This window comes from Candidatus Poribacteria bacterium, assembly GCA_021295755.1.
Taxonomy (GTDB): domain Bacteria; phylum Poribacteria; class WGA-4E; order WGA-4E; family PCPOR2b; genus PCPOR2b.
The window spans coordinates 13,711-39,979 of the sequence record JAGWBT010000015.1 but is presented as its reverse complement, the minus strand read 5'-3'; the positions used below and the strand labels follow the sequence as shown (position 1 = coordinate 39,979).

Genomic DNA, 26,269 nt, shown 5'->3' with positions numbered 1-26,269 from the left:
GCGTGGCTGTGCCATGCACCCAAGTAAGCAAATTTTAACATCAATTGTCTCCTCTACAGCGATTAAGTTCTGATGCTTTAACGCTTCACGTTTCACGTCTTACGCATTAGGGTTTCCCTGATCGTATATTCGCGCCAGCACAGGATTGTCCGCAGGTTCCTTCCCACCGTAGAACCACGTCAAGGGCAGCACCTTTAGCTTCTGATTGAAGCCTCCTTCTTTCTGGCTGCTCAAAATCATCTCGGCACGAGTCGGGTGTTCCTCGTAGTACGAATAGGTGTGGGTAATCAGGACACGGTCTTTCATCACAAGCACCGACGGATACGACCAACGCCCGTGAAAATCGAAGGGGAGGATATGTTCTTGTTCCCGCTCCGGGGCGGGTAGTCCCGGATCAAAGTTGTATTCCGCTGGACGGACAGGTCGAATCGGTCCCGGTTCGACCCGCGTCTCCTCGTGCATTGATTCCACATTTTGGAAGAACTCCCAAACGCTACCACCATTCCGGCTAATCGCAGCAGAGACGCGGGTCCGATTGTACCCCCGTTTAATTTCGTCCTCGGTCTCCTGATTCCAGACCGCCAAGAGATGTCCGTTGGGCAGCGTCCGAATCTGAGCCGGTGCCGTAGACGAAGCCAAAGAGGTCGGTTGTGGGCGCGTCCATGTCTCCCCGTTGTCCTCCGACCACGCCTGAAAAACGCGTCCCAGCCCGTTGCGCATAAACATTAGCAGCCGTCCCGGACTGACCTCCGTCACCGTCGGCTCGTTGGTATAGCTAAATGATGCGTTCCAGTCCATCAGGATGATTAGTTCCCCGTCCTGATTGCGCTGCCATGTCTGTCCGTCGTCATCCGAATAGTAAACGCAGGAGGCAGAGAATCGGGGGTCGAAGAAGTGCGCGGCGGTGGACACCCACTGACCTTTCACTAATTTTCCAGACGCAGGCGGTTTGACATCATCCGGTCCAGAGGCTTGTCCTATCGCAATATACACTGGCAGAATAATGCGTCCAGAAGAGGTGCGAAGCAGGACATCCTGATACGCATACGTGGCAATCCCCGGCGGCGTTATACGTATCGGTGGTTCCCATGTCTCTCCGCCATCCTCTGACCGCCAGAAAGCTAGATGGGTTTCCCGCCGAATACTCTCGGAAGAGCCCTCGGTAGGTCTCTGCATGCCTGCCAAGCCGATGCCGGGCCCCGCCAATCGCACGAGTGAAGTTCCGCCACCGCCTACCGGATTGCCCGCTGTGTCAGTGTGTGAGAACGACTCCGACCATGTAATCCCGCCATCGTCGGATGTGTTAAAGTTGGTTCCAGCAGCGTGCAGAATGCGTCCATCTTCCAGTTCCGTGAAGGTAGATGAATGGAAGTATCTCGTCTCGTGAATCGCCAACGCCTCTTCGGGACGTGTCATGGGAACGTTGCTCATGGGCTTTTAAGATCCTTTCTGTTGAAGTGAGCAGCTCTAAACTTGCGGGATATTTTGAGATACTATCGGCGACGAATATGCGGGGCTTCCATTACCTCTCGCTGCTCCGGCGTCATATCCTCAATATAGTCGGGATAGGTGATTTGATGTGCTCCTGCGCTGTATGCCTGAAATCCGGGACTGAATTTATATAGCACCGCCCGCCGCTGATGCTCCGCTGTCCACGGCAAAGTTCCGTGCGTCAAGGTTTCGCTGAAGATAATCGCATCGCCTGCTTCCGCATTCACTTCGAGCACATGCTCCTGATATTTCTCCCACAGCTTCATGCTTTGAGGGCAGGGGAGGTTCGCTTTATGGCTGCCCGGAATAACCGCTAACCCACCATCTCCGGGACCTTCGTCCGCGAGCATATACTCGACGACCGTGAGTCCGGTGTATATACGTCCATCCTTGAAGAAATAGGCTTCGGAAAAGTTCGGGCGCTCAATGCCACCGCCGTGTAATGTACCACCTTCTGCCCCTCGATCCATCGCAATCATCCCCGGCCCGTGATCCAATCGATAGCCTTCTCCCAATATGCCATCGAGGTATGGCTTAACCCGCGGGTGAATGAGAAATTCCCGAAACGGTTCGCACCACGGATGTTCCCACGCTAGCATCCCGCCCAAATCTATCCGGCGAGAAGTCCCTGATAACGTTTTTGAATTACCCGACAGCGACCTGTCTATCTCTTTCGCTTGATCAAAATGATGATCGATTGCCGCGTTACAGCGCTCGACCTCTTCAACGGTAAGTACATCCTTAATTACGAGATAGCCTGTCAGGTCAAATAGATAACGTTCGTCCTCGGTCATCATGTGTCAATCCCCCTTGGCTATTGTCAGGATTAAGGGAATTGAGCAGAATGTATCCCAAGAATCCCGCTCAATTCCGCTTGAGACTTAACTGCTTGCCGCCCATTGAACGCCCTGCGCCATCAGTTTCTGCATGGCAGGTCGCTCGAAGGTGCCGGGGCCGTGACCGAGCGATGTGTAGAATACCCGTCCATCGCCATAGGATTTCACCCACGCCATCGGATGCTGTTTCTCCGACCATTCCGCCGACGCAAGGATACGGAGGTAAGGATCGTAAGCGGACATATAGATCTCGTCCTCGACCTCAAAGTCCTCAACCCCCTGTGTAATCGGGTGATCTGAGTCGTCGATATTGACTGTGAAGGTATCACCCGGTGGATGCCAGTTGGCAGCTCCACCGATGAGATCAACGGCACGTCCGCCAATCCACCACGCGGTTCCGTGAATGCCGACCAGTCCCTTTCCGCCGCTGACGAATTGGAAGAGACCGTCTTCCTGTTCAGATGTGAGGTCTGGCTCCCGCTTGGGCGCACCGTCAGGTTGACTGACTGTACGAGTGAACCCAGTGCCGAACACACATACATCAAATTCGTCTAGTTGAGATGATGCCAAAACCCCTTTGTCGTCCGTAAGTTCCACTGACATATCGCCTCGTGCCCCGAGGAAATCGGCGATGACGGACGCGCTATCTGCAAATCGATGATTTGGACCCGATAAAACTAAAACTTTCAATGTAGATGCCTCCTCTACTCTTTTGGTTGTCGTTATCTCCCTGCACTTATATGTATAACGCGCAGTGATACTAAGCCTGTCGTCAGTATAGAGTAAAATAGAAGCCGTGTCAAGACAATTTTGGACGCTTTGATAGGGCGGAATATTGATAACTTCGGGCATCTAGTGTATAATACGAAAACCGTGTGTAAAATGTGTAAAAAGGAGAGGAATATGGCACAAAAGAGAGTACTTATCACCGGCATGAGCGGATTGATTGGCGGGATCGTGCGGGAGCGTTTGGAGGGGCAATATGCTTTGAGCGCCCTTAATCGCCGCCCGGTAGAAGGAATTGAATGCCATCAAGCGGATATAGCTGACCTCGATGCAATACAACCGGCTTTCGATGGCGTCGATGTGGTTGTGCATCTCGCAGCAAATGCGCGAGGCGGTGCGACGTGGGAAGATCTCTTAGATCCTAATATTATTGGAACCTACAATGTCTTTGAAGCGTCACGACAAGCGGGTGTTAAGCGGGTTATCTACGCTAGCAGCGGTTCAACCGTTAGCAACTGTGAACGGGAGTTCCCTTACAACACCCTCGTTGAAGGACGTTACAACGAGACACCCGAAACGTGGGATAAACTGGATCACAATTCGCTGACGCGACCGAGTGGGCTTTACGGCTGCACCAAGGTGTTTGGCGAAGCACTAGCCAGACACTACACAGACACCAGTGATCTATCGATAATTTGCTTGCGTATTGGCGCAGTCACCCGTGAAAATCGTCCAACGCAGCTGCGTACATTCTCCGTCTGGTGCAGCCATCGAGACATCGCACAGATGGTTGAAAAGTGCGTCGAAGCGCCTGATAGCGTAAAGTTCGATATATTCTTCGCGGTATCAAATAACAGATGGAGCTATCGTGACTTTTCACACGCCCATGAGGTGGTTGGGTTTGAGCCGCAGGATTCGGCAGAAGACTACCGTTAACAAGGAGTCGGAGGAGAATTTTTATGGGCAAATCCATTGCGATCACTGAGGAACAACGAGGACAATTTGATGAGGACGGGTTTATTCTAATTGAGGATGCTCTAAGTCCCACAGAAGTGGAAACGTTAGTCAAAGTGGTGGATGAGTTAGATGGGCGCTATCGGAGTAAGAACGGAATCGGGCAAGACGAACCGTTCCAGATAAGGAATGCCCTCTCTCACCATGAGGAATTGTTGCGTCTGATTGAGCATCCAATCTTGCTGCCGCTTGTGGTAGATGTCCTCGGCGTCAATATCCAGCTCCGCACATCACACCTCGATGTGCGTCCACCCTGTCCGCCTGAATATGCAGACCAGAAGTTAGGAGCGAAGGATAGTTTCTTCCCTTGGCACTCGGACGGCCCAAACTTTGGGTATCCGATTACCAATGGACAGGTGCCATTCGTGGAGGTCAAGGTCGGCTATTACTTGACGGATTTGACAGAACATAACAGCGGAGCGATTTGTGTGGTGCAGGGTAGCCATAAGATGTCGCCGGCACTGATACATCAAGACGGGTACGAGATTGACCCTGATCGAATCGTAGAGGTGAACGTCCGTCCGGGCACGGCGATGCTATGGCGAACGGCACTCTGGCACTGCCTCACCCCGAATCTATCAAATCACGCCCGGAAGTGTCTGTACTACGGCTATCACTACCGCTGGATCCGCCCTGCCGACTATATCCATCAGGATCCGGATCTGATTGCCCGCTGCACCCCGATTCAGCGGCAACTGCTCGGCGAGTTGGGGACCGGCCAGGACAATTACATGGGTGATAACGCTAACGTGCATCCGATTTCCAGACATTGGCGTCCGGAAGCCGATGACATTCCACTCCAAGCTTGGGCGGAAGCTCAGATGAGCCAATAAGTCACTTCCCTTCTTCAGACTGTTGACAAATGTGCGTAGCAGGCGTATAATCGCCTGAAACCTTTGAATCCCACTTACCAAATTGAATGCTCCCGATGAGGCACTATCATGCAAGTCAACCGGCAACAGCTAATGGACGAAGGTTATAATATCCTGCGCAACGTGGTTCCTCCGGATCAGCTCCAACCGTTGCGCGACAGTATTGAGCACATGGTCGCCCGGAGAAAGGAACTCTCCGCTCAACGACGCACTCCCGATCAACCGCCCGGCGGCGAGTGGGCGGCGAGTGGCCAACCACGATTGAAATTCTCCACAGATTGCGACGGCGAATCTGCTAGTGCCATCGAGTTCTTGACCCACGAGAATACCTTGGGCGTTGCTCAACAACTGATGGATACAGAAGATGTTGTGCCACACAATCTTGCCTGCCTCTGCAGTGCCACCGCCGGGGAGACCGGTCCGGCGAAGTGGCACCGCGATATTGGCCCGGGTGAGCCTGCACCGTTGCGTGGCATGATTTCTAATATGCAGCACCATGGTCCCAGCTACCTCCAATGGAACATTGCCCTTTACGATGACAGCGTATTTTGGATTGTTCCCCGTAGTCATCGCCGAGTCAACACCAACGACGAGAATCGACAATTGGCTGAGAATGCCTCCGTTCCACTGCCCGGTGGCATGCCCGTTGAGCTCAACGCCGGCGACGGAGTTGTATACACCCACCTATTGCTGCACTGGGGGAGTTACTACAGCAGCAAAATGCGGCGGACACTGCATCCCGGCTACCGTCCTTTGCGTTTTCCCTCCTTCCCCAACGTCCACTGGCGTCATTGGGAGCCGGGGTTCTATCACTATCTTTCGGACACTGTAAGAGCACAATTTGAGGCGTGGGATACGCTGTTCCTTGCGGAACTTCATCTGGTTGCAAAAATCTTCCATGCGATTATAACAGCAGAGGTTGACACGTTTCAGGCGGGGCTAGACCAACTACACCCATCGCCACATGACCGAATGGTCTGCATCGTTATGCTTTCGAAGTTGAGTCGAGCGTTGCATAGACTCAAGCACACAGATACCCCACCCGATTCACTCTGGGGGACCGGTCGAGACATCGTCTACCTCGGCAGCCACTTTAGCGTTGAACAAACAGAGATCTTGTGGAAAAGGTTTGACACACTTGATCAAAAATTGAAGCACTCTGATCAGGCAGACCATCCCGGCTTCCAGCGGAGCCTGTCGCCATACGATTCTGACAACATGCCCACGGATTTTGAGGTCGTGGACTTTATCAATAGTTGGATTAACGCCTAATCTTACAAACGAGCATTCACATTCTACTCCAAAGGAGGCATGTCATGTCGAAGTTCCGACTCACGCCAGAACAACTCCGTTTCATGGACACATTCGGGTATCTCCATTTTCCCGGCTTCCTAAATGACCGCATCGATCAGATTATTGAGGCATTTGAACAGGTTTGGGTTGACCTGAACATAGATCACCCCGAAACAGAACGCACATACATCGTGCCGTTCATCGGTCAAAGTGAATATCTCAGTTCACTTCTCGACGATGACCGGATTGATGGTATATTTGCCAGTCTGTTAGGCGCAGATTACACCTATCTCGGCAGCGACGGCAATTTCTACAGCGGGGACACCGGTTGGCATTCCGACGGCGGTTGGCCCCGTCCCGTCCGTTTCTACAAGATGGCATTTTACCTCGACCCACTGACCGCTGACACCGGGGCGGTGCGCTTTATTCCCGGCAGCCATAGATATGGGGAGCTATACGCCGAAACGGTCCAACGGGACATCAGTAGTTTGGAAGAGACCTACGCTCTCGACGGACCTTCAGTCCCTGCAGTCGCACTCGAATCGAATCCGGGGGACCTAGTCATATTCAACCAAGCCTTGAAGCACAGTTCATGGGGCGGTGGTACGCAGCGGCGTATGTTCACGATTAACTGTGGCTACCGCTACAAGGAAGATGAGATGCATTTCCTACACAAAGAGCTTGATCTCGTGTCGCGTTTCGGGGAAGGAAAGGTCTATGGGGATAAGATGATAGAAACGGCGGGACCGGAGCGGATGGTGCATCTTGAGCAGGCTTTGACGCTCGCTCCAAATGGTGTCTGGGCTGGTTCGGAAACGAAAACCAAATAACATAGGCAAGCGGTATTCAAATGAACAGGTCTAGGTTGACCTGAAAGCAGCAATTCCAAAACACGGTGCACATACATCGTGTCGTTCATTGATCAAAGTAAATACTTCAGTTCGCCGCTTGACAACAACCGAATTGATTGATCCATTATGGTAGTTGTGATACTATAGTATCCGCTATTATAGATTTCCTCGTTACAGGATAGTTTATCCCTAGTTAATATTCAACGCTCAGATGAGAGAAACATCAAATGCCCCTAAAAAAAGAGAATACAACTACGGAAGGAACACTTCTTAATGGAAAGTGTGCCCTTCCTTTCATAAATGAAAAAGCATTTGATAGTCTGATCTTTCATCTCGTTCAAGCTGTTCAGCCAGAGGATTATCAAAACCTCGAAAATCGGATTGGCAATAACACAATAGAACTTCCGCCTCAATGGCGAAAATATAAGGAAGTCGAACCGTGTCAGCTAATTTTTTGTGTGGAAACGAATCTTTTAATTTGGATTCAAGGGATATTACTAAAGTATGCTGTTGATATGGGTTTATTTGGAACTTCCTTATTTGACTCACAGCATGCTAAAGGGCACACAGTCCATACAGAGTTAGCCCGTTTTGAGGATATTTTCTCAGAAGGCACATTTGGCGGCAGTTCATATTCTTGGTGGTGGAAAACCGACTCCCATGTTGTATCAGACATTTGGGATTTGGTCAAAAAATCGCTCATTTCCTCTAAAATTGAGACTCTTGATGGCAGCTTAATTTCTGACTTGTATATGATGTACTTTCCCCCAGAATTAAGGAAAACATTAGGAGAGTTTTACACAGACAAAAGAATTGTTGAGTATATCCTTGACTGGGTTGGTTATCGCTCACAACAAACATGCAAATCGAAAAATCTCTTATTTCGTCAGAATCTTATAGATCCAGCGTGTGGTGCTGGTTCATTTCTTATACCAGCACTGGAACGCTATTTTCAAGATTTTCTTACGCACCATAAATGGATTAGTGACGGAATTTTAAATTTAGTACAGCATAAGAGAATTGTGGGTGTGGATGTCAATCCTTTTGCTTGCGCATTATCTCGATTGGCATACATCAACTTCTTAATCCCGTATTTGGCCCGAGCAAAATCGGAACAGGGGCATTTGCCATTAATCAGCCACATCCCTATTATTCAAGCCGACTCGCTGGTTGATGCAAAAGGGAAAGTCGAAGATAATCTTTATAACTATGTTGTTGGTAATCCACCTTATGTCAGGATTCAGAGATTAAATACTAATGGGGCGAAGCAATCTTATCTGAAATCATTTGACTCGGCAGTAGGAAGGTTTGATCTCTACTCTCTTTTCATTGAACGAGGTCTTCAACTTCTAAAACCTAATGGCACACTAGGGTATATTACTTCTAATAAGTTTATGACGACTAACGCAGGAAAGGGAATCAGAAAAGTAATTTCTAAAAGAGCTGCCATAAAACATCTTTTCGACCTTTCAGATACAAAGGTTTTTACAGCTGCAGTGTTGCCTTGTATCCTTATTCTTGAAAATTGTAAAAGTGAAAAATGGACATTTCCTTTTGGGTTACTTCGCGAAATTCGATATGATAGAAGCTATCAAGAGGTTGAAGATGTTTTTACTCACCTCCGTTCCCACATCTCTCAAAGCTTCTATCAGGAAAAGATAAATCTTCCGTTAAAATCCACGCGTAAGGCAAGCTTTGGGTTGCGGATAATTCAATCGCATAAACCGAAGGAAAATGGTGATTCGTGGCATTTTCTATCTCCGGCAGAACAAAGAGTGATTGATGCAATAGAAGCGAGTTGTCCCGTTTCATTAAAACAAGTCGCATTGATAACATCGGGCTTGAAAACAACTGCTGATAGCGTCTTCATTCAGCCAATGACAGAATCTTTCATTGAAAATCATAAACTTGAGAAAGGCCTAATTTATCCTTTCATTCAGGCAAGTAATATTGATAGATGGAGGGTTCGGTGGACTGGGGCGAAGGCAAAATCCGATACCTATGTTCTCTATCCTCACTTGGTTCAGGAGAACAAGGTTGTCCCGGCTAACCTTGATGATTATCCCCATATTGGTGCTTACTTAAAATCTCATTATGAGAAGCTTTCCAAGAGACACTATCTCATAGAAGCAGGTAGGAAGTGGTATGAAATATGGGTTCAGCAAAATCCGGAGATATTTCAACAACGCTTTAAGATTGTGACTCCCGACATTAAGACTCGCAATACCTTCGCTTTGGATACACAAGGCAAAATGTCTGGCAGTTCTTGTTTTGCAATTCTTCCGAAAAATCAGACAAAAGCAGATAGCTATTACTTGCTCGGATTGCTTAATTCTGAATTATTGGAGTTTTATCATAAGGTGAAAGCAAGTACCTTTATCTATGCGGGGAGATATCGTTACTGGAAAAGTTATCTCCAAGATTATCCGATTATTGATTCTTATCTTGGCGAGTCGAAATTGGAAGATATTTGGTTAGAGATAGAATCGCGAATTTCTGACGTATGCGACTTAGGAATTCAAAATGGGACTCTGGCTTGTGGTGGAATTGCTGTGGCTACTCCTAGTGAGACCTGCCCTACTTCTCTTTTTCAATTTGCGCTGCAGAAAGCCATTGTTTGTCAGGTAGAACGGATTTTATCTTCAGATGCAAATAGGTTGAATAGGTTGGAAGTCCGTCTAAATGATTTGGTATATCATCTCTATCAGATTAATGATTCCCTAAGAAGCGTTGTTGAGAATGAACTTAAGGCATGATTGATGATGGTATAGGAATTTGAATCTTGAAGTTCTTCCTTTCGCCAATTGAGAAGTACTGATTAAACTTTTCCCCAGAGGTAATGACAATAGAATCAACGATAAAGTTGCCGTGCGCATCTTTTTCCATGAGTACCACAATGTAGCGAATGTCTCTACTGGTAATATTCCATTCATTCCAAGATGCTTCTATTGACGATTGATCGGTTGGTAGGTGATTGCCAAGATCTATCGTTCCGCTGAACTGAAATTTAACTTCAATGAGTTGGTGGAGCAAGTCAGGATAATCACCGGTGTCGGTTTGCTCGTAATGCTGATACCCCAATGCTTTGGCAATTTCCTTCTCAAGTGCTTGCCCAATGCTTCTTTCTTGCCCTGTTCCTAGATTGTCGAACTTCCTCCCTATCAAGGTATTGAGAGCTTGTTTAATTTCGTTGTGAGTAAAAAGATAAGCAGGATTCGGGCGTTCTTTGATTAAAGGGAATTGTGGATTCAGGTCCTCTTGGAGGATGTGTCTGCGTTTTCTCTCTAGTGGATTTTGGTATTCTTGGAGGATGGATCCGCGTTTTCTTTCTAATGGTTGCTGCGTGTATCCAGTGAATTTGCTTTGCAACGGTTCAATAGGACTAGTAATGATTTGAGAAGATATTTCATTCCGATAGCTGCGCCGGGCATTAGCTTGCCATTTAATTGTTTGAGTTCCGGTAGTGTCCCATTCTGAAAGTTCGTTTCCAGTCGCAAGAGTAGTTTTCAGAATAATCCCATCGGAATTGTGAAATACAAGAAGATAGCGACAGTCTTGGTAGCGATAAGAATACTTACTTTCTTCGTTCCATTCGCCCGGTATAAGAATATCTGCGTATGGCACGTAGTTCCAAACTTGCAGATTACGGCTTGACTGAACGAAGATGTCAAGCAACTGATGCATAAACTTGGGTTTACACTGTCTTGCTTGCTTTGTTCTAAGTCCGGTTGGTCTCTGATAACCCAAGAGCTCGATAATTTGGAATTTGACCCACTGAGATTTTTGAACAGTTGATAGTTCAGAAGGAATTGATTGGTTTAAGATTGGGGTCGTGAGCTCAAGTATTTCATCTTCCGTGAATAGACTTTCCGAATTTGGAGGGGAAAAGATTAAGGACTCTTTTGGTGGTAGCTGTGCACCTGACTTCTGGATTAGCGAAATTTTGGCTTCTAAGTTCATTTTGCTGCCCTGCTATTCATCAAACAGGTCTTTTATTTTTATTTCGAGTGCATGTGCAATTTTCTCAATGTTCACCAGTGTTATGTTTTTCTCTGCTCTTTCAATCATTCCGATATAAGTACGATGTACTTCTGCCCGGGCAGCTAATTCTTCTTGAGACAGTCCTATCTTCAGCCTGTGTTCCTTAACTTTTTTTCCAAATTTTACGAGGATTTTTTGTTTCATTGGTTCAGGAGAAAGGTTTAGTTACTGAAGCAAAGAGATTTTTTGAAGTATACCCCAATGCTAACTATAATTCTACAGACTATAATTAGCATTTTTCTGGCGTAGGGAATTAGTGAGGAGCTTTAGTCCGATGCGAAGTATTGTCGAAACTCAACCCATTTACGTGAGGATAGACTTAACAAACAGGAGGGACTTACTATGGCAGAATTCAAAGCCTTGATTACAGGAAGGTACAGTCCAGAGGTCGAAGCGATAAGTGAAGATGCTCCATCCGAGGTCGAAATTTGCTTTTTGCCGCGGGGGCAGGCTCTCGGCGACCACGTTTCCGATGTTGATATCATCTATGGACATATCGGCGCGGCAGATCTCGTCAAAGCCACGTCACTGCGCTGGGTACAGGTCGCTTCCGCCGGCGTCGAAGGGATGATGTATTCCGCTTTCAAAGCCAGTGATGTTATACTGACCAATAGCCGACGCATGCACGGTTCACAGATTGCAGAACACGCATTTGCCCTATTGCTTTCGCTCACCCGCCGCATCATCACACAGTACGATTTTATGAAGGAGAAACGGTGGGAGAAGGCACCGTGCATCGAATTGGCGGGGATGACGATGGGAATTCTTGGGCTTGGGGGCATCGGTCGCGCCATTGCCGCACGCGCGAAAGCCTTCGAGTTTAATGTGATTGCGGTTGATCCAGAGCCGATGGAGAAGCCTGAGAGCGTTACCGAACTTGGAAAGCTAGATTGGCTGCTGGAGTTTATGGCGAAATCTAACGTCGTGGTGGTCTGCTGTCCAATCACGCCGGAGACGCATAAATTGCTGTCGCACGAGCAATTCAATGCGATGCAGGACGGAAGTTACTTGGTCAATATCAGCCGCGGCAAGGTGGTTGACGAAGATGCCTTGATCGCTGCGCTTCGTAGTGGCAAACTCGCCGCCGCCGGATTGGATGTCACCTATACCGAACCGTGTCCGCCGGAGAGTCCATTGTGGACGGAGCCAAACGTAGTCTTGACCGCGCATACCGCCGGCGGATCTCAACATATTCAGGCACGCACGATGCGCTTGTTCGTTGATAACCTACACCGCTATGTCAAAGGAGAACCGCTAATCAACGTGGCGGATAAGGAAAAGGGATATTAAACGGTGCTCCTACCGTGTGGCGATTGTGCCCCGAACATAGGAAGCATCATCAGATGCTAGGAATGTGAGCACACGCGCAACCCCCTCCGGCTCACCGAGAGATGTGCGGGCATTTTCAACCGCTGCTTCCGGGGAGTTGCCCGTTTGTTGAGCGGATTCAGCGATTTGTCGGAGTTTCAATGGGGTTGCGATACTGCCAGGACAGATTGTGTGAACGCGGATATTGAGTGGAGCAAGCTGCGGTGTAATCGTCAATACCATCCCATTGACGCCGCCCTTGCTTGAACCGTAAGCCACCGACGAACTGCCCCCGCTCACACCCGCACCGGAAGCGATACACAAAATCACACCGCCTCCGCTCCGCTCCATAATCGGAACGGCGTGCTTAACCGAGAGAAAAGTGCCTCTGAGATTTGTGTCAATAACCGACTCAAACACTGCTTGCTCAAAGTCATCCACGCGAATGCTCGGACCGCTCAAGATGCCCGCGGAGGTTACCAGCACATTCAGCTGACCAAAGGCTTCATGCGCCGTTTTCATTAGATTAGCAACTTCGGATTCTACATTGACATCGGTTCGGACAAATTGGGCGACGCCGCCTTCAGATTGAATAGCTGCCACCGTTTGTTTCCCACCTTCGACGTTTATATCACCGATGACAACTTTCGCGCCCGCGCGGGCATAGAGAATCGCTGACGCTGCACCGATTCCCGTTGCACCTCCGGTAATCACAGCGACTTTGTTTGTTAATTCCATATCTGTCTCCTAATCAGTATAGTTTTAGACATAGTGCACTTGGAATTGTAGCACGGTGGGCAATCGTTGTCAATTTGCAAGTTGGACTCGGAGATTTCCTTGTCCGAAGATTTAACGCATGATAAAATTGGTATCTATCCACGCGATTTACTAGAAGGATGAGAATCTTTCAAGTTCCATATTAATCAGATCTGGAGGAAAAATGCAGATAGCTTATAAAGATATATTACCCACGATCCACCCGACCGCTTTCATCGCTCCCGGTGCGATGATTATCGGTGCCGTTACCATTGATGAAGAATCGAGTGTTTGGTTTAATTGTGTCCTGCGAGGCGATTTGGAATACATAGAAGTTGGCGAGCGCACAAACATTCAGGATGGCACGGTTGTGCATCTCGATCCGGGTTTTCCCTGTGTGATTGGAGATGATGTCACAATCGGACATGGGGCAATCATTCACGGATGCACAGTGGGCGATGGGGCTATGATTTCAATGGGAGCAACTATCCTGACTGGTGCCAAGATCGGCGAGCGAGCGATCATCGCGGCAGGTGCAGTTGTACGAGAGGGGCAGGAAATCCCGCCAGACACATTGGCAATGGGACTTCCAGCCCAAGTTAGGCGAGAGGTTACTGAGGCAGATTTGGAACGTGTCCGATCAGGGAGAGAGGGCTATGTTGCACGGGGACAGTTAATGCGAAAATCGTTGAGCGAGTATACTGATCAATAACAATTAAGGTGTGTTGACGAGATCGGAAAACGAGGAACGAGTAAGTCCTGAACCTAGCACGCGCCACACTTCTTGCAAACAGTGGTATCGCACGGGCTTGTCATGAACCGCTTTTCGTGCTTATTATGTTCGAGGCGCAGGAACTCTGGCTTGACATTTAGGTCTAGGTAGTCCCACGGGTTGAACTCGCCGATAGAACGTGGACGGAGGGCATAAAAATCGGGGTCCAAACCGTGTTTGCGAAAAGTAGCTTTCCACGCTGCCCCTCTAGCGAGGTCTAAAATCACCCTACTCAGTCGTCGATCCCCTCTGGCGAACACCGCCTCTTGGTAGGCGAGTCGAGCGCTAGCTGAAGAGAATTTCATCCCGCCGATACGTCCCAACTCTTTTTTTAGGAATGTGAGTTTGCGAGAGATAGTCTTCGGATCTTCCATCGGGACCCACTGGAAGGGCGTGTGGGGTTTGGGAACCATCGGAGAAATAGTGAAACCGATCTGCGCCATCCTGCCCGACTTTTTAGCGTAAGGCAGAACAATAGATCGCATCTCCTTCGCCATGTCGACGATGGCTTCAACATCAGCGGGAGTTTCATAGGGCACGCCAATCAAGTAGTAAAGGCGCAGGTTAAGGATATCTCGTTTGACAGCTTCTTCAAGGACATGATACAGACGTTCACGCGGAATCGCTTTGTTGACAACTTTTTGTAGATTTTCGGTGGCGACCTCCGGAGCAATCGTGATTGTGCCTTGTTCACTGTCAGCAAGCGCATCGAGCAAGGGAGGACGAACCGTTTCCGCCCGTAGGGAAGCGCATGAGATGCGGAAACCTCTTTCAACTAGTCCGCTCGCAATCTCATCAATATCCGGATGATCAGAGATTGAGGCTCCTACTAGACCGATTCGATCTGTGATACCGCGGGCTTTTTCGGCGAGCTGAAGTGTGTTTTCCACCGACCGACGTCTGGGCCACCGCCGTGCATAATCAGCAACACAGAAACGGCATTGACGGCCGCAGCCACGTACAATCTCAATGAGGTGTGCGTTAGAAAACTCTGTGTTTGGTGTATGGATCTGCGTGCAAGTTTCGGCTTCATCAAGGCTCGGAATCGCCCCCGAACGAATTCGAGCTGGCGCGGGCGATTTCGCCCGCATCTCCTCGATTCCGCCGTCTTCGTCATAATCAACTTCATAAAAACGTGGAACATAGAGTCCGGGGACTGTTGCAAGTTCCCACAGTAAGTCCTCTTTAGACGCCTGCGCCCCTTTCCACTCCCCAAAAATATCCATAAGATAATGGAGCGTCATCTCTGCTTCGCCTACAACGAACACATCTATAAAGTCAGCAATAGGTTCGGGATTATAGGAGATATTGATCCCCCCTGCCATAACAAGTGGATCAGTATCCTCCCTATCCGCAGCGAGAGGTTCAAGTCGGGCCATCTCTAGCGTGGTCGGAATATTGACGTAATCTGATTCAAATGAAACGGAGAATCCAAGCAGATCGAATTGATAGAGCGGTGTTTGTGTTTCAAAGGAAAATAGCGCTGTCCGATGGTTGTCGAGTTGACGCACCATTTCTGGTTCGGGAAGGAATGCACGCTCGCAGGAGGTATCGTCGCGCTGGTTAAGGAGGGAATAGATAACCTGAAGCCCGAGGCTTGACATACCAAGGGAGTAAGCACCCGGATAGATTAGCGCAAACCGATTTTCTTTCCTGAAATTGAAGTGTGGACGGTGCTCTGCCTTGAGGAGTTCCTGATATGTTTGGCGTAAAATTCGTTGCATAACAATTTTAGCAGGGGTAAATTTATTTCCCTTTCTGATTGCGGACTCGTAAAAACGCGGGGATATCCAATAAATCTTCATCATCTGCCGCGATCTTAGGTTGAACTACGTCGCCTGCGGGTTGGTCTTGTCTCGATCTCGAGTCCTGCCTAAAAGAATCTTGACCTGTTCGACTCAAACCGGCTGACTCTGAATTCCCTTGGACACGTGTCCCTCGATCTGCTCGAGGAAAATTACGTCCCAAGAACTCTTCCAGATTTACAATGTCGCTTTGCCCTGTTTGCTGCCTATTGTTTCGGGTTTGTGGATCAAACCCAGTTGCAATTACAGTTACACGCAGTTCGTCTTCCAAGCTATCATCATAAACAAGTCCAAAAATTACCTGCTCCGTGTCCGAAGCTTCTCTGATAACTTCCATTGCATCTTCTAATTCGTGCATCGCCATGTCGCTAGGGCCCGTGATATTTACGATAATTCCAGTTGCTCCCTCAATAGAGTTCTCTTCCAGTAGCGGCGAAAGGATAGCACGCTTCGCTGCGCCTTGAGCGCGATTGTCACCTGTTCCCGTGCCAATTCCCATCAATGCGCCGCCGGCGTTAGACATAATCGTCTTGACATCAGCGAAGTCGAGGTTAATTTCACCGGTAACCATAATGAGATCGGAAATGCTCTGGACAGCGTGTAGTAAAATCTCGTCTCCCATTCGGAATCCCATTTTTATCGGCAGACTCCGGTCCACCTCTTCCATGAGACGCTGATTCGGAATAACGATAACGGAGTCTGTATTCTCGCGCATTTCATTCACACCTGATTCCGCTTGAACGGCACGCCGTCTTCCCTCAAAGGTAAATGGACGTGTAATCACACCGATTGTTAACGCCTCCGTTTCCTTAGCAAGGCTTGCAATAATTGGTGACGCACCTGTACCGGTGCCGCCGCCCATGCCTGCCGTAACAAATACCATATCCGCATCTTCGACGATACTTCGGAGGTTTTCCTTGCTTTCTTCTGCTGCCTTACGCCCTGTCTCCGGGTCCGCTCCGGCACCGAGGCCTCTTGTCGTATTTTCGCCAATCCGCACCTGGGTTGCATTATGACACAATCTTAGAGCCTGAACATCGGTGTTGACTACATAGAATTCTACACCCGCCAATTCAGCCTCAATCATGCGTCTGACCGCGTTGCTTCCTCCGCCCCCGACGCCAATGACTTTGATACGAGCGACATTTGAAAATTCATCTTGTTCAACAAACTCGATTACTTGATCGTTCATAACTTTCAGTTGTACCCCTATTGACGGAGCAACCTAACTCCTCCCTTGTTTTGAGCGCACCCGAGCATCAAGATGCTAGTGCAAAGTGACTCAGCCGCAAACCACGGAAGATGCACGAAACATTTCGATTTACACTCTATCTTCAGATTATAGAGAGCCACCAAACTAAAGTCAACATTTTTTTACCGATCCTACAAAATCTCAACCGTACTTTGCTGTTACAGCCAGTCTTGGAACCAATTCTTCATACGTTTGAAAATCTGATCGAACAGGTTTGTTCCTTTGATGAAGGTTCTTTTGGGGGCACGATAATGTTCCATCGCACCGGCAAGGACAAGTCCAACACCTGTTGCATAGACCGGGCTATGTATTTTCTCCGTTAATCCCTTCAGTGGACAGGGGTATCCAACCCGCACTGGACAAGGAAAAGCCTGTTCCGCTGATTCAAGCAACCCATCAAGAAGTGCAGTCCCACCGGTCAGTACAACTCCAGCCGGAATGGTGAGGTTACAATTATAGATTTCCTGACCAATTAGACTCAAGAATTCGTCCATACGGCACTGAATAATTTCTGCCAAATCACGTCGAGTGATGAAACGCGGTTTGTGCACACCGCCAACCGTCGAAATCGGGATAGCATCATTCTGCTCCACGAGGTCAACCGATGCACAACCGTAGCGCAGTTTAATCTTGTCCGCATCCTGTGGCGTCATCTTTAACAATTGCGCAATATCATTGGTGATATGATGACCGCCGAGCGAGAGTACCGCAGAATGATGGAGAGTGCCGTCCTTGTAAACCACAACATCTGTAGTTCCTCCACCCATGTCGGCGAGAGCAACACCCACTGACTTCTCCTCAGGGGTTAGGACCGCCTCGGCAGAGGCAATAGGTTCCAAAATAATGTCTTCAACGGAAATTCCTGCATTATAGATACTCTTCACCAGATTTTGCGCGGACGCAACGGCACCCGTAATGATATGAACATAGGCTTCAAGACGAACCCCAGACATACCGACTGGATCCTTAATTCCACCTTGCTCGTCAACAATAAAGCCTTGTGGAATCACATGCAATATTTCCCGTTCAACGGGAATCTTCATCGCTTGGGCAGCATTGATTGCACGTTCGACATCGGATTGCGTAATCTCGTGACCTTCTCCTGAAACAGCAACGAGACCGTGAGACGTTTGCCCGGTAATATGCCCTCCTGCGATGCCGGCATATACAGATCCAATCTGCACGCCTGCCATGAGTTCAGCAGTTTCAACGGCCTGGCGAATCGCCGTTGTCGTGAGATCAATGTCGACAACAACTCCCTTTCGTAATCCTTCAGAAGGGGCAGTACCAACACCTATAATCTCAATCTTTTCCGGATCCCCCTGCCAAGTATTTCCGATAATCGCAGCGATTTTGCTAGTCCCGATGTCTAGGCCAACAATAATCTCTTCTCCAGCCATCTTATTGTCCTCCCCAATACATGGCATCTTTAAACCTAGCATCCAAATAACCATCAAGAGGATTCAAAGTATGTTGCCCTCGCTTCGTACGCATCGTTTGATTCTTTATGAATAAACCAATATGATAAATGCCAGTTTCAATAAAATCCGATGAAATCCATACGAGAGGGAGATTGCTAAATTGGAGAGTAATTTTATCTGGTCGATTCGTATCAATTGTTTGTAGAGTAGGTATAATTTCCGGAGCCAGACTCAGAGCCAAATTTAGCACGTTAAGGGCAAGTTGAACGCTATCGGCATCCACTCGATCTCCCACACTAGACACGTGCTGTTCAGTACTGATAATCGTAACAATCGAACTGGAAGCTGGAAGCGATTCTACATATTCTAACACATATCCCTCAAGATCAACCAGTACAAAGCGGTTGGGGCTATTTTCGGGATATTTCAGTAATGCAGCTGGTTCTCTTTCGGTTATTTCAAGCGTCAAGGAACGTTTTAGAATGCTTTTTGAAAGATGCGCCTGTTTGACGTAACTGAGTTTTTGTTTCAGACGTTGTTCAATTACAGATCCTGAAATGGTATGCACATCACTCTGACGAGACCTTAAATCTAAAGCGGCAATCACTTCCTTCTGTGTATAGCGCTCGGTGCCGGAAACAGAAATCTGTTTCACACGTAAAAAGCCAACCTTCAAGGTCAAATAGTGAATGAAAAGTAGTCCAATTACACAGGTTATACCAATTATTAAATAACGGCCGACACGGCGAGGGGGTTGTTCAGGCGCCGATACTAAGCGAGCCTTAAATTGACTGGAAGATTGACATGATGAAAATTGCACGAACTCTAGACCTAGTGGAGGCGCATGTTAGTATGTAACCATCCATAACCACAAAAGACAAAAGTCTACTTTCAAGCCGCAAACAAAGCAACGATTGGAACATTTCGATTTGGCTGCCTCTGGGACGGGTTATAATTCCGCCGGCAGAGTTCATTATAAAGTCCTACATCCTGTTCCGAAAGTTGATTGCACGAATACCTCGGTGACGACACTCAAATCCCTTTTCAAACAGATTCGTCTGTTCGCTGTTGCCAGAATCTCGGAGGCGTTGTCAGGCTTGACCTTGATTTGTCGAGTCAGAAACATCATTCACCTCCACTAGATCTTCTTCGTTTTGATGTTCTTCGTAGAATTCAAGGACGCACAGACGCATGACCTGACTGATAGACATACGCTTGAGCTCGGCATATCTCTTCACGAAATCATGCAAATCCTTATCCAGACGAAATTGTACAACTTGTTTTGCCATGATGTAATTGATTATACGACAAACAATTGCAGATTTCAACTAAAAATTAACGAAATTTGCCTAAAGTTAGGACTTTTTATGCACTTTTTTGTATATTTTCAAGAAAAAACACACAATATCTCGTGGTATGCCCATTTGAAAGGCGTCTCTGCTAAGATTACTGCACTTTTTTGCGGATAATGCGAGAGACCATCAAACCGAAAATCTAGCAGTCTTGCAGTGCCCTAACAAACATCTGCACTAGGCTTAACAGACCCGAATCGTGAAAAACTTCAGTTTAGCTGTTGTTTGGCGCCTCATCGGCTCTCCCAAGCTTTTCCAATAATTCACGACCAACTTGCCAGATATCCCCAGCTCCAACTGTGATAACAATATCATTCGGACGAACGATATTTACCAAAGTTTCCGTAATTTCGTCTTTGTCAGGGACATAAATCACATGTCGATGGCCGTGTGCTTGAATAGCATGCGCTAGTTTTTCCGCAGTCACCCCTTCGACCGGAGTTTCTCCGGCTCCATAAATTGAACTGACAATGAGGACATCCGTCTGATAGAACGATCTCGAAAATTCTTCAGCGAGATGCTTCACGCGCTGATAACGGTGCGGTTGGAAAACAGCAACGATACGGCGATTATAGCTTTCACGGGTAGCTTGAAAGGTTGCTTTTAGTTTTGCGGGATTGTGTGCATAATCATCAACCACAATGATATCGTTGACTTGACCGATAATTTCAAAACGACGATGCACGCCCCGAAAAGACTCCAAGGCTTCTCGAATTGAATCAAAAGGTACGCCTAACTCCAGCCCGACAGCGACCGCTGCCAATGAGTTCAAGATATTGTGGTTTCCCGGCATTTTAAGATGAATCTCTCCCAAGATTTCTCCGCGTACGTGGACACGGTAGCGAGAAGTTGGACCGTCAATAACTAATCGCTCTGCCATCAGGTCCGCGCGTGTTTCAATACCGTAGGTCACATAGCGTTTTTCGATTCGAGGAATTAGCTGCTGTATGTTTTCCTGATCCAAGCATAATACCGCCACGCCGTAAAACGGAACCTTGTTGATGAATTCTAGAAACGTCTCGCCAATCTCTTCAACACTGTTATAGTAGTCAAGATGATCGGCATCAACTGATGTGACCACCGCGACTGTTGGGAAAAAGTTCTCAATGGAACCATAAGCTTCGTCCGCTTCAACCACCATCATTTCCCCCTGCCCAATCCGAGCATGGCTGCCCAGACTGACCAATTTCCCTCCAACAACAACAGTTGGATCTAGCTTATCTAGCACCGCCGCTGTCATCGCGGTTGTAGTGGTTTTTCCATGCGTTCCACTCACCGCGACGCTGAACTTCATCCGCATAATCTCCGCGAGCATCTCAGCACCACGAATTACAGGAATCTTGTGTTCCTTTGCCGCAACCACCTCAGGATTCTGGAGCGAAACGGCAGGAGACATCACCACAACATCCGCACCGGTGATCTGTTCAGCAGCATGACCACAATAGACATTCGCACCTAATGCTACCAAACGCTCGGTGACTTCTGTTTCGCGCAAATCGGATCCAGACACCTGAAAATCGAGGTTTAGCAGGATCTCAGCAATTCCACTGAGTCCAGCCCCACCAATACCAATGATGTGAATATGACGAGTCTTTCCAAACATAGGCATAAACTTTCTAAGCTTTAAGGGTTAGATTTTACGAAAGAAAAGATTGATTGGGCAATTTCTTCGCCGGCGTGTGGGTTGCCCAACTGACGACTTTGATTTGCCATCTCTTGCTGTTCCTCCGGATTGTCTATGATTCTGATGATTTCTTCTGCAAGTCTGTTTCCTGTCAATGTACGTTGGTCTAGCACCACACCACCACCCGCCTCCGCAATGGCTTGGGCATTGAGTCTTTGATGATCTCCAGCAGCAGTTGGCAAAGGGACAAAAATCGCTGGAATACCACACGCGGTGATTTCTGCAATTGTCATACCCCCGGCTCGACATACCATCAAATCAGCAATGCTGTAGATTTTTTCAATGGGATCAAAGTACGGCTGTACCAAATGTCGAAGTGATGATGCCTGATAACGTACCTTAACTGCTTCATAGTCAACTTTGCCTGTTTGATGGACGAATTGAAGCCGCTGGCCGAATGGTGCCAAATCCTTAAGGGAATCCATCAGATTCTGGTTAATTGCTTGTGCGCCTTGGCTTCCTCCCATCACAAAGATGGTTTTCCGTTCCGGGTCTAGCCCAAGTGAATCGTAAGTTTCACCCGCTCGTTTAGCTGCTCCAACTGTTCGGCGGATTGGATTACCCAATACCCTCGTTTTTTCGATTGGAAAGTGTGTACCAGCAGTTTCAAATGCGAGATAGATCGCTTTTGCCCAGCGTGCTAGGATGCGATTTGTGAGTCCGGGGGCAGCGTTCTGTTCCTGTATAACCGTCGGTATGCTCAATAACACGGCCGCGAAAAGCACGGGACCACAGACATAACCTCCTGTTCCTACCACAACACTGGGTTTGAGATTTTTGAGTAACGCTAATGATTTTACCAAACCGGAACAAACCTTGTACAGAACAGGTATCCATCGCCATGTTAATTTGCGCGGAAAACCTGCAACGGAGATTGGCAGGAACCGAAACCCGTGCTGCGGAACCAGTGTTGATTCTAGGCGGTCTGCCCCACCGATGAAAACAACGTCAGTCTCCTGGCTGAGTTCTATGAGTTCTTTGGCGATACCGATTGCTGGATAGATGTGACCACCGGTCCCACCACCCGAAATCACGATTCGTGCCATCAGCGTAAGCCTCGTGAGTACTGTGGGTTTGTATCTAATAGACTACTGTTAGAATGTAGCGATTTGTCAGGTTTGGCTTGACGAATAGGAGTTCCTTCACTACGATTTCAGCGGGAACTGACGAACTAGTCGGAACACCTACTGATAACCAACCTCGATTTATAGGGGTTCGACCTCTAGAGGTGGCTGGACACCGGCTACTTCGTTCATGTCGCGCGAGATGTTCAACAGAATTCCAACACTAAACAAGCTGACTAAGAGCGATGAACCACCGTAACTTATGAAAGGTAGCGTAATCCCTTTTGCAGGCAACATGCCGGTCACCACACCAATGTTCACAACCGTTTGTAGCCCAATGAGTGTAGTGATTCCGATAGCAATCAAACAGCCAAAGGCATCTGCGGTATGTTGAGCAATATAGATGCCTCTCCAGATGAGCAACATAAACAGGACAATAATGCTAAACACACCAACAAAACCGAGTTCTTCACCAAGAATCGCAAAGATGAAGTCGGTGTGCGGATAAGGCAGATGAAAGAGCTTAAAAATACTATTACCAATGCCTGTACCGAATAATCCACCAAGTGCAAGCGCATTTAAGGATTGATTTACCTGATACGGTCCTTCATAAGGAAACGTCAACGAGCTCAGAAACCCCTGAATCCGCTGCATTTTATAAGCGTCGCCTTGGATCGATGCATAGATAAAAAGGCAGGAAATTCCAATAACCAGAACAATCTGTGAGGGACGCGCGCCTCCCACGAATAGCAGTACAAGCACTGATAGGCTTAATAAAACCGCCGATCCAAAATCGGGCTGCTTGTACAGAAGGATAAATGTAATCGAAAGGATAAGAATGGTCGGCAGTAAGCCTCGGGTGAAACTACGAATTTGATTGTGTTTGCTGACGAGGAAGTGAGACACATAAGTTACCAACCCAAGTTTTGTTAACTCAACGGGTTGGAATTGCAGCCCCGAAACCCGAATCCATCGATGAAATTTGATGCCCCCTGCCGAACGAACATCGTGCCCGATTGGCGAAAATACCAGCAACAAACCGATCAGTGACAGCGCTAAGATCAACTTCGCGTACCTTTGATAATATTGATAAGGGAAGTATGACGCGACAAACATGCTGACTAATCCGAGGGCACAAGCGATAAGTTGCATCTTCAAATAGTGATAGCTATTTTCACTATATAGTTCATAGGCAAGCATGTTGCTCGAGCTGTAGACCATCACGATTCCGATTGCGACGAGACATAGCGCGATGAACAGTAGGAAATGATCTATTCCCCCTTTAATCGGATAATTGGCCCAAATGAATACCGGCTTTTGAGGTTGGCTCTTTCGATTCAAGGTGGTTAACAGCCTCCCGAAACGCTTGACCGCGCGCTTTATAGTCTGTGTACAAATCAAAACTCGCATTCGCCGGTGACAAAAGCACTACATCGCCCGGCACTGCATGTGAGTAGGCAAGTTCGACAGCGTCGGTCATCGTCCCTGCATCCCGTGTAACGACATGCGCTGCAAGGGCGTTTCGTATTATTCCGGTGTGCGATCCCAGCAGGATTAAGCCCTTGACTTTTGATCGGACGTACTCAATCAGCGGCTGATAGTTATTTCCCTTATCGTATCCACCCATGATTAGCAGAATCGGATCCGATAACGATTCGAGCGCTGCCTTGACAGCAGCAACATTGGTGGCTTTGGAATCGTTAATAAACCGGATACCATTAATTGTCTTGACCGGCTCAAAGGCGTGTTCAAGTGGCGGGTGCTCGGCAGGAGAGAAATTGCAAATTGCGGTGCGCATTATATCTGGTGAAATGCCGAAAATTTGTCCAACGGCTGTGGCCGCAAGGACATTTTGGAGATTATGCCTCCCCGGCAAAGGACTGTCGTCAACATCACAAATCCAGTGAGATTCGCCCTCCCACTTTGCAAAGATCTGGTTATCTTTTACATAAGTTCCCTGTTCAACAGTAGCGGTGTCCGTAAAGAAAATCGATTTTGCGCGCGTTTCATCACCAAACGATAGTACGCTCGCATCTAAAGAATTCAGGACAATCCAATCTGTTGATGTTTGGTTCGCACAGATTTTCAACTTCGCTGACCGATAGGCAGCCATTGTCTTGTGTCGGTCTAGATGATCACGCGACAAATTCAGAACAACACTCACGATTGGTCGAAACTCTGTTGTTGTTTCAAGCTGAAAACTACTGGCTTCGATCACGACGAGATCTTTAGCCGTTAAATCCTGGACCTCGCTCGACAACGGAACGCCAATATTACCCGCTGTACAAACCCGTCGGAAATTTCCACGCTTGAGAACTTCTGCTGTTAAAATCGTGGTTGTCGATTTGCCTTTTGTGCCTGTAATTGCAACTATCGGCGCAGCGCAGAGACTTGCAGCGACCTCCAGCTCGCCAGTAATCGGGATTCCCGCAGAACCCGCTTCCTGCAGAATTGGGATGTCTAACGGCACTCCCGGCGAAAGGACAATCAGATCCGCTTTTTCAATGCAGCGTTGATCGTGACCATCAAGAATGAAATCAATGTCTCGACCCTTTAGGGCATCAATATCTCCTTGAAGTTCATCGCTGGATTTCGGGTCTGTCACAAGAACCTTCGCGCCGAGATCGTCTAGCAATTTGGCAACAGCAACGCCGCTGCGATGGAGTCCGAAGACGGAGATCTGTTTATCTGCGAATGTCATTTGGGATTTACCTTACACACAGAACAACACTGATATAACGCGGAATAATCCTCATGAACGGGACATAATTTTTTCCACCCAAGCCGCCACGACCGCATCCACCATCGTCTGTCCATGTTCGGCGTTGGCGGTCCAGCTATTCTTCTCCTCATCTTGACGACAGTACCAAGGCGCCGTGTCGTCCAAGCGATCCTGTTCTACCAATTCGGGACGGGTCGCTAGCAGAAAAGAGGTTTCGTTATACCCCGCATGGTCACCGCCAGCAGGCGGCGATGCGGCGGGAAGAATCATCGGTTGGACATCAATATGACCGGATAAGGGACCCGCTTCGTCCTTCAAGGATTCCACACCCCACCATCCGCGCGGATACCCCCGCTCCAAGATGCTCTCAAAGGCAAGCTCCGCCGCTGCCTTTTTGAATGCTAGCGCAAGTGGTGCTTCCATGCCTTGGTGCATGATAATCACATAAATGGTCTTGAAACCCATCTCACGGAAATTTTTCAGAATCGCTTTGACATGACCGCCAAACGCAGCGTAATCCGGGTCAATGGTGCCATCGGCGGGTCCGCCGAGTGCGTATCCGGTGGGACCGTAGTCGAAAGAGGGGGCAATGATGACATCTATTTTCTTGGCGATCCGGGCACAAATTTCTTCAACGATAATCGTATCGTGACCGATCGCCATGTGCGGACCGTGAGTCTCAATGCAGCCTGCTGGTACGAGTAGAGGCTGTCCACGTTCTACAGATTTTTTTAATTGGTAGGGACGTATATGTTTTAAGTACATGCTATCTCCGCTTCTGAAGTCCGACAGTTTTCAAGTAATCGAGGAATTGGCTGGTCTGCCTAAATAGTACCACGATTCGCTTAATCAGATCAACCGACTTTTCTTGATTGGATCCCTGATTGATGTTAAACTGGAACGGGAATTGAGGCGGTGCCTAGTGCAATGCATTGACATACTCCAAAACCTAAAGGATTTGGATTCTTTAGGAATCGAATTGCGCTATCAACAAGGATTGGACGGCGAA

Annotated in this window: 23 protein-coding genes; 7 read left to right on the top strand and 16 right to left on the bottom strand. The window is 48.0% G+C overall.

All coding sequences use genetic code 11. The features are described 5' to 3' along the window. Positions 1–99: 99 nt before the first annotated feature. From J4G02_03575 to J4G02_03565, 3 genes are all read right to left on the bottom strand, one after another. The gene (locus tag J4G02_03575; GenBank protein MCE2393673.1) at positions 100–1,431 is read right to left on the bottom strand and encodes an exo-alpha-sialidase; all 1,332 of its coding nucleotides are present in this window, start codon (positions 1,429–1,431) and stop codon (positions 100–102) included. Positions 1,432–1,493: 62 nt separating this feature from the next. Next, entirely contained in the window at positions 1,494–2,288 is a 795-nt protein-coding gene (locus J4G02_03570) for a phytanoyl-CoA dioxygenase family protein (GenBank protein ID MCE2393672.1), read from the bottom strand. 84 nt (positions 2,289–2,372) lie between these two features. Further along, entirely contained in the window at positions 2,373–3,017 is a 645-nt protein-coding gene (locus tag J4G02_03565; protein MCE2393671.1) for a ThuA domain-containing protein, read from the bottom strand. A gap of 213 nt (positions 3,018–3,230) precedes the next feature. On the opposite strand from J4G02_03565, the gene J4G02_03560 reads away from it, so the two are divergent. The 5 genes from J4G02_03560 to J4G02_03540 all read left to right on the top strand — a co-directional run bounded on the left by J4G02_03560 (position 3,231) and on the right by J4G02_03540 (position 9,839). After that, on the top strand, positions 3,231–3,989 hold the full coding sequence (locus tag J4G02_03560) for an NAD(P)-dependent oxidoreductase (protein ID MCE2393670.1): 759 nt from the start codon (positions 3,231–3,233) through the stop codon (positions 3,987–3,989). Between the two features lie 23 nt (positions 3,990–4,012). Further along, complete coding sequence (locus tag J4G02_03555; protein ID MCE2393669.1) at positions 4,013–4,900, top strand: phytanoyl-CoA dioxygenase family protein; 888 nt, start codon at positions 4,013–4,015, stop codon at positions 4,898–4,900. Positions 4,901–5,008: 108 nt separating this feature from the next. Beyond that, entirely contained in the window at positions 5,009–6,211 is a 1,203-nt protein-coding gene (locus tag J4G02_03550) for a hypothetical protein (protein ID MCE2393668.1), read from the top strand. A 44-nt stretch (positions 6,212–6,255) separates the two neighbouring features. Beyond that, a complete protein-coding gene (locus tag J4G02_03545) occupies positions 6,256–7,062 on the top strand; it encodes a phytanoyl-CoA dioxygenase family protein (protein MCE2393667.1) in 807 nt (268 codons plus the stop codon). A 248-nt stretch (positions 7,063–7,310) separates the two neighbouring features. Further along, positions 7,311–9,839 (top strand): N-6 DNA methylase, encoded by a 2,529-nt coding sequence (locus J4G02_03540; protein MCE2393666.1) that lies wholly within the window; start codon positions 7,311–7,313, stop codon positions 9,837–9,839. Here the strand turns inward: J4G02_03540 and J4G02_03535 are convergent. After that, entirely contained in the window at positions 9,829–11,043 is a 1,215-nt protein-coding gene (locus J4G02_03535; GenBank protein MCE2393665.1) for a hypothetical protein, read from the bottom strand. The genes J4G02_03540 and J4G02_03535 overlap by 11 nt on opposite strands. A 12-nt stretch (positions 11,044–11,055) precedes the next feature. Further along, the gene (locus J4G02_03530; GenBank protein MCE2393664.1) at positions 11,056–11,268 is read right to left on the bottom strand and encodes a helix-turn-helix transcriptional regulator; all 213 of its coding nucleotides are present in this window, start codon (positions 11,266–11,268) and stop codon (positions 11,056–11,058) included. A 198-nt stretch (positions 11,269–11,466) separates the two neighbouring features. Between J4G02_03530 and J4G02_03525 the strand changes: the two genes are divergently transcribed. After that, a complete protein-coding gene (locus tag J4G02_03525) occupies positions 11,467–12,414 on the top strand; it encodes a D-2-hydroxyacid dehydrogenase (protein MCE2393663.1) in 948 nt (315 codons plus the stop codon). Between the two features lie 9 nt (positions 12,415–12,423). Here the strand turns inward: J4G02_03525 and J4G02_03520 are convergent, their stop codons facing one another. Further along, entirely contained in the window at positions 12,424–13,170 is a 747-nt protein-coding gene (locus J4G02_03520; GenBank protein MCE2393662.1) for an SDR family oxidoreductase, read from the bottom strand. A gap of 202 nt (positions 13,171–13,372) precedes the next feature. On the opposite strand from J4G02_03520, the gene J4G02_03515 reads away from it, so the two are divergent. Continuing rightward, positions 13,373–13,900, top strand: coding sequence for a gamma carbonic anhydrase family protein (locus J4G02_03515; GenBank protein ID MCE2393661.1), 528 nt, complete (start codon positions 13,373–13,375; stop codon positions 13,898–13,900). A 53-nt stretch (positions 13,901–13,953) separates the two neighbouring features. Here the strand turns inward: J4G02_03515 and J4G02_03510 are convergent, their stop codons facing one another. The 10 genes from J4G02_03510 to J4G02_03465 all read right to left on the bottom strand — a co-directional run bounded on the left by J4G02_03510 (position 13,954) and on the right by J4G02_03465 (position 26,025). Continuing rightward, entirely contained in the window at positions 13,954–15,684 is a 1,731-nt protein-coding gene (locus J4G02_03510) for a radical SAM protein (protein MCE2393660.1), read from the bottom strand. Positions 15,685–15,706: 22 nt separating this feature from the next. After that, positions 15,707–16,957, bottom strand: a complete 1,251-nt coding sequence (ftsZ, locus tag J4G02_03505; protein ID MCE2393659.1) for a cell division protein FtsZ — start codon at positions 16,955–16,957, stop codon at positions 15,707–15,709. 218 nt (positions 16,958–17,175) lie between these two features. Then, complete coding sequence (gene ftsA, locus J4G02_03500) at positions 17,176–18,417, bottom strand: cell division protein FtsA (protein MCE2393658.1); 1,242 nt, start codon at positions 18,415–18,417, stop codon at positions 17,176–17,178. A gap of 1 nt (position 18,418) precedes the next feature. After that, complete coding sequence (locus J4G02_03495; protein MCE2393657.1) at positions 18,419–19,093, bottom strand: FtsQ-type POTRA domain-containing protein; 675 nt, start codon at positions 19,091–19,093, stop codon at positions 18,419–18,421. A 436-nt stretch (positions 19,094–19,529) separates the two neighbouring features. Further along, complete coding sequence (locus J4G02_03490) at positions 19,530–19,727, bottom strand: hypothetical protein (protein ID MCE2393656.1); 198 nt, start codon at positions 19,725–19,727, stop codon at positions 19,530–19,532. A gap of 277 nt (positions 19,728–20,004) precedes the next feature. After that, positions 20,005–21,393: a UDP-N-acetylmuramate--L-alanine ligase gene (locus tag J4G02_03485; GenBank protein MCE2393655.1), complete on the bottom strand. Its 1,389-nt coding sequence runs from the start codon at positions 21,391–21,393 to the stop codon at positions 20,005–20,007. Positions 21,394–21,413: 20 nt separating this feature from the next. After that, entirely contained in the window at positions 21,414–22,520 is a 1,107-nt protein-coding gene (gene murG / locus J4G02_03480; GenBank protein ID MCE2393654.1) for an undecaprenyldiphospho-muramoylpentapeptide beta-N-acetylglucosaminyltransferase, read from the bottom strand. 159 nt (positions 22,521–22,679) lie between these two features. Then, on the bottom strand, positions 22,680–23,879 hold the full coding sequence (gene ftsW / locus J4G02_03475) for a putative lipid II flippase FtsW (GenBank protein MCE2393653.1): 1,200 nt from the start codon (positions 23,877–23,879) through the stop codon (positions 22,680–22,682). Further along, positions 23,821–25,239 carry a UDP-N-acetylmuramoyl-L-alanine--D-glutamate ligase gene (murD, locus tag J4G02_03470; protein ID MCE2393652.1) on the bottom strand — a complete coding sequence of 473 codons (1,419 nt, stop codon included), beginning with the start codon at positions 25,237–25,239 and terminating at the stop codon, positions 23,821–23,823. The genes ftsW and murD overlap by 59 nt, the downstream gene beginning before the upstream one ends. 51 nt (positions 25,240–25,290) lie before the next feature. Continuing rightward, entirely contained in the window at positions 25,291–26,025 is a 735-nt protein-coding gene (locus J4G02_03465; protein ID MCE2393651.1) for a creatininase family protein, read from the bottom strand. Positions 26,026–26,269 lie beyond the last annotated feature (244 nt).

Coding starts and splice junctions, on each gene's coding strand:
- J4G02_03570 (MCE2393672.1), bottom strand. CDS start 2,288: ATGATGACCGAGGACGAACGTTATCTATTTGACCTGACAGGCTATCTC.
- J4G02_03510 (MCE2393660.1), bottom strand. CDS start 15,684: ATGCAACGAATTTTACGCCAAACATATCAGGAACTCCTCAAGGCAGAG.
- J4G02_03530 (MCE2393664.1), bottom strand. CDS start 11,268: ATGAAACAAAAAATCCTCGTAAAATTTGGAAAAAAAGTTAAGGAACAC.
- J4G02_03540 (MCE2393666.1), top strand. CDS start 7,311: ATGCCCCTAAAAAAAGAGAATACAACTACGGAAGGAACACTTCTTAAT.
- J4G02_03520 (MCE2393662.1), bottom strand. CDS start 13,170: ATGGAATTAACAAACAAAGTCGCTGTGATTACCGGAGGTGCAACGGGA.
- murG (MCE2393654.1), bottom strand. CDS start 22,520: ATGGCACGAATCGTGATTTCGGGTGGTGGGACCGGTGGTCACATCTAT.
- J4G02_03465 (MCE2393651.1), bottom strand. CDS start 26,025: ATGTACTTAAAACATATACGTCCCTACCAATTAAAAAAATCTGTAGAA.
- J4G02_03515 (MCE2393661.1), top strand. CDS start 13,373: ATGCAGATAGCTTATAAAGATATATTACCCACGATCCACCCGACCGCT.
- J4G02_03560 (MCE2393670.1), top strand. CDS start 3,231: ATGGCACAAAAGAGAGTACTTATCACCGGCATGAGCGGATTGATTGGC.
- J4G02_03490 (MCE2393656.1), bottom strand. CDS start 19,727: ATGGCAAAACAAGTTGTACAATTTCGTCTGGATAAGGATTTGCATGAT.
- ftsZ (MCE2393659.1), bottom strand. CDS start 16,957: ATGAACGATCAAGTAATCGAGTTTGTTGAACAAGATGAATTTTCAAAT.
- J4G02_03525 (MCE2393663.1), top strand. CDS start 11,467: ATGGCAGAATTCAAAGCCTTGATTACAGGAAGGTACAGTCCAGAGGTC.
- J4G02_03575 (MCE2393673.1), bottom strand. CDS start 1,431: ATGAGCAACGTTCCCATGACACGTCCCGAAGAGGCGTTGGCGATTCAC.
- J4G02_03485 (MCE2393655.1), bottom strand. CDS start 21,393: ATGTTTGGAAAGACTCGTCATATTCACATCATTGGTATTGGTGGGGCT.
- J4G02_03555 (MCE2393669.1), top strand. CDS start 4,013: ATGGGCAAATCCATTGCGATCACTGAGGAACAACGAGGACAATTTGAT.
- J4G02_03550 (MCE2393668.1), top strand. CDS start 5,009: ATGCAAGTCAACCGGCAACAGCTAATGGACGAAGGTTATAATATCCTG.
- ftsA (MCE2393658.1), bottom strand. CDS start 18,417: ATGGCTGGAGAAGAGATTATTGTTGGCCTAGACATCGGGACTAGCAAA.
- J4G02_03545 (MCE2393667.1), top strand. CDS start 6,256: ATGTCGAAGTTCCGACTCACGCCAGAACAACTCCGTTTCATGGACACA.
- murD (MCE2393652.1), bottom strand. CDS start 25,239: ATGACATTCGCAGATAAACAGATCTCCGTCTTCGGACTCCATCGCAGC.
- J4G02_03535 (MCE2393665.1), bottom strand. CDS start 11,043: ATGAACTTAGAAGCCAAAATTTCGCTAATCCAGAAGTCAGGTGCACAG.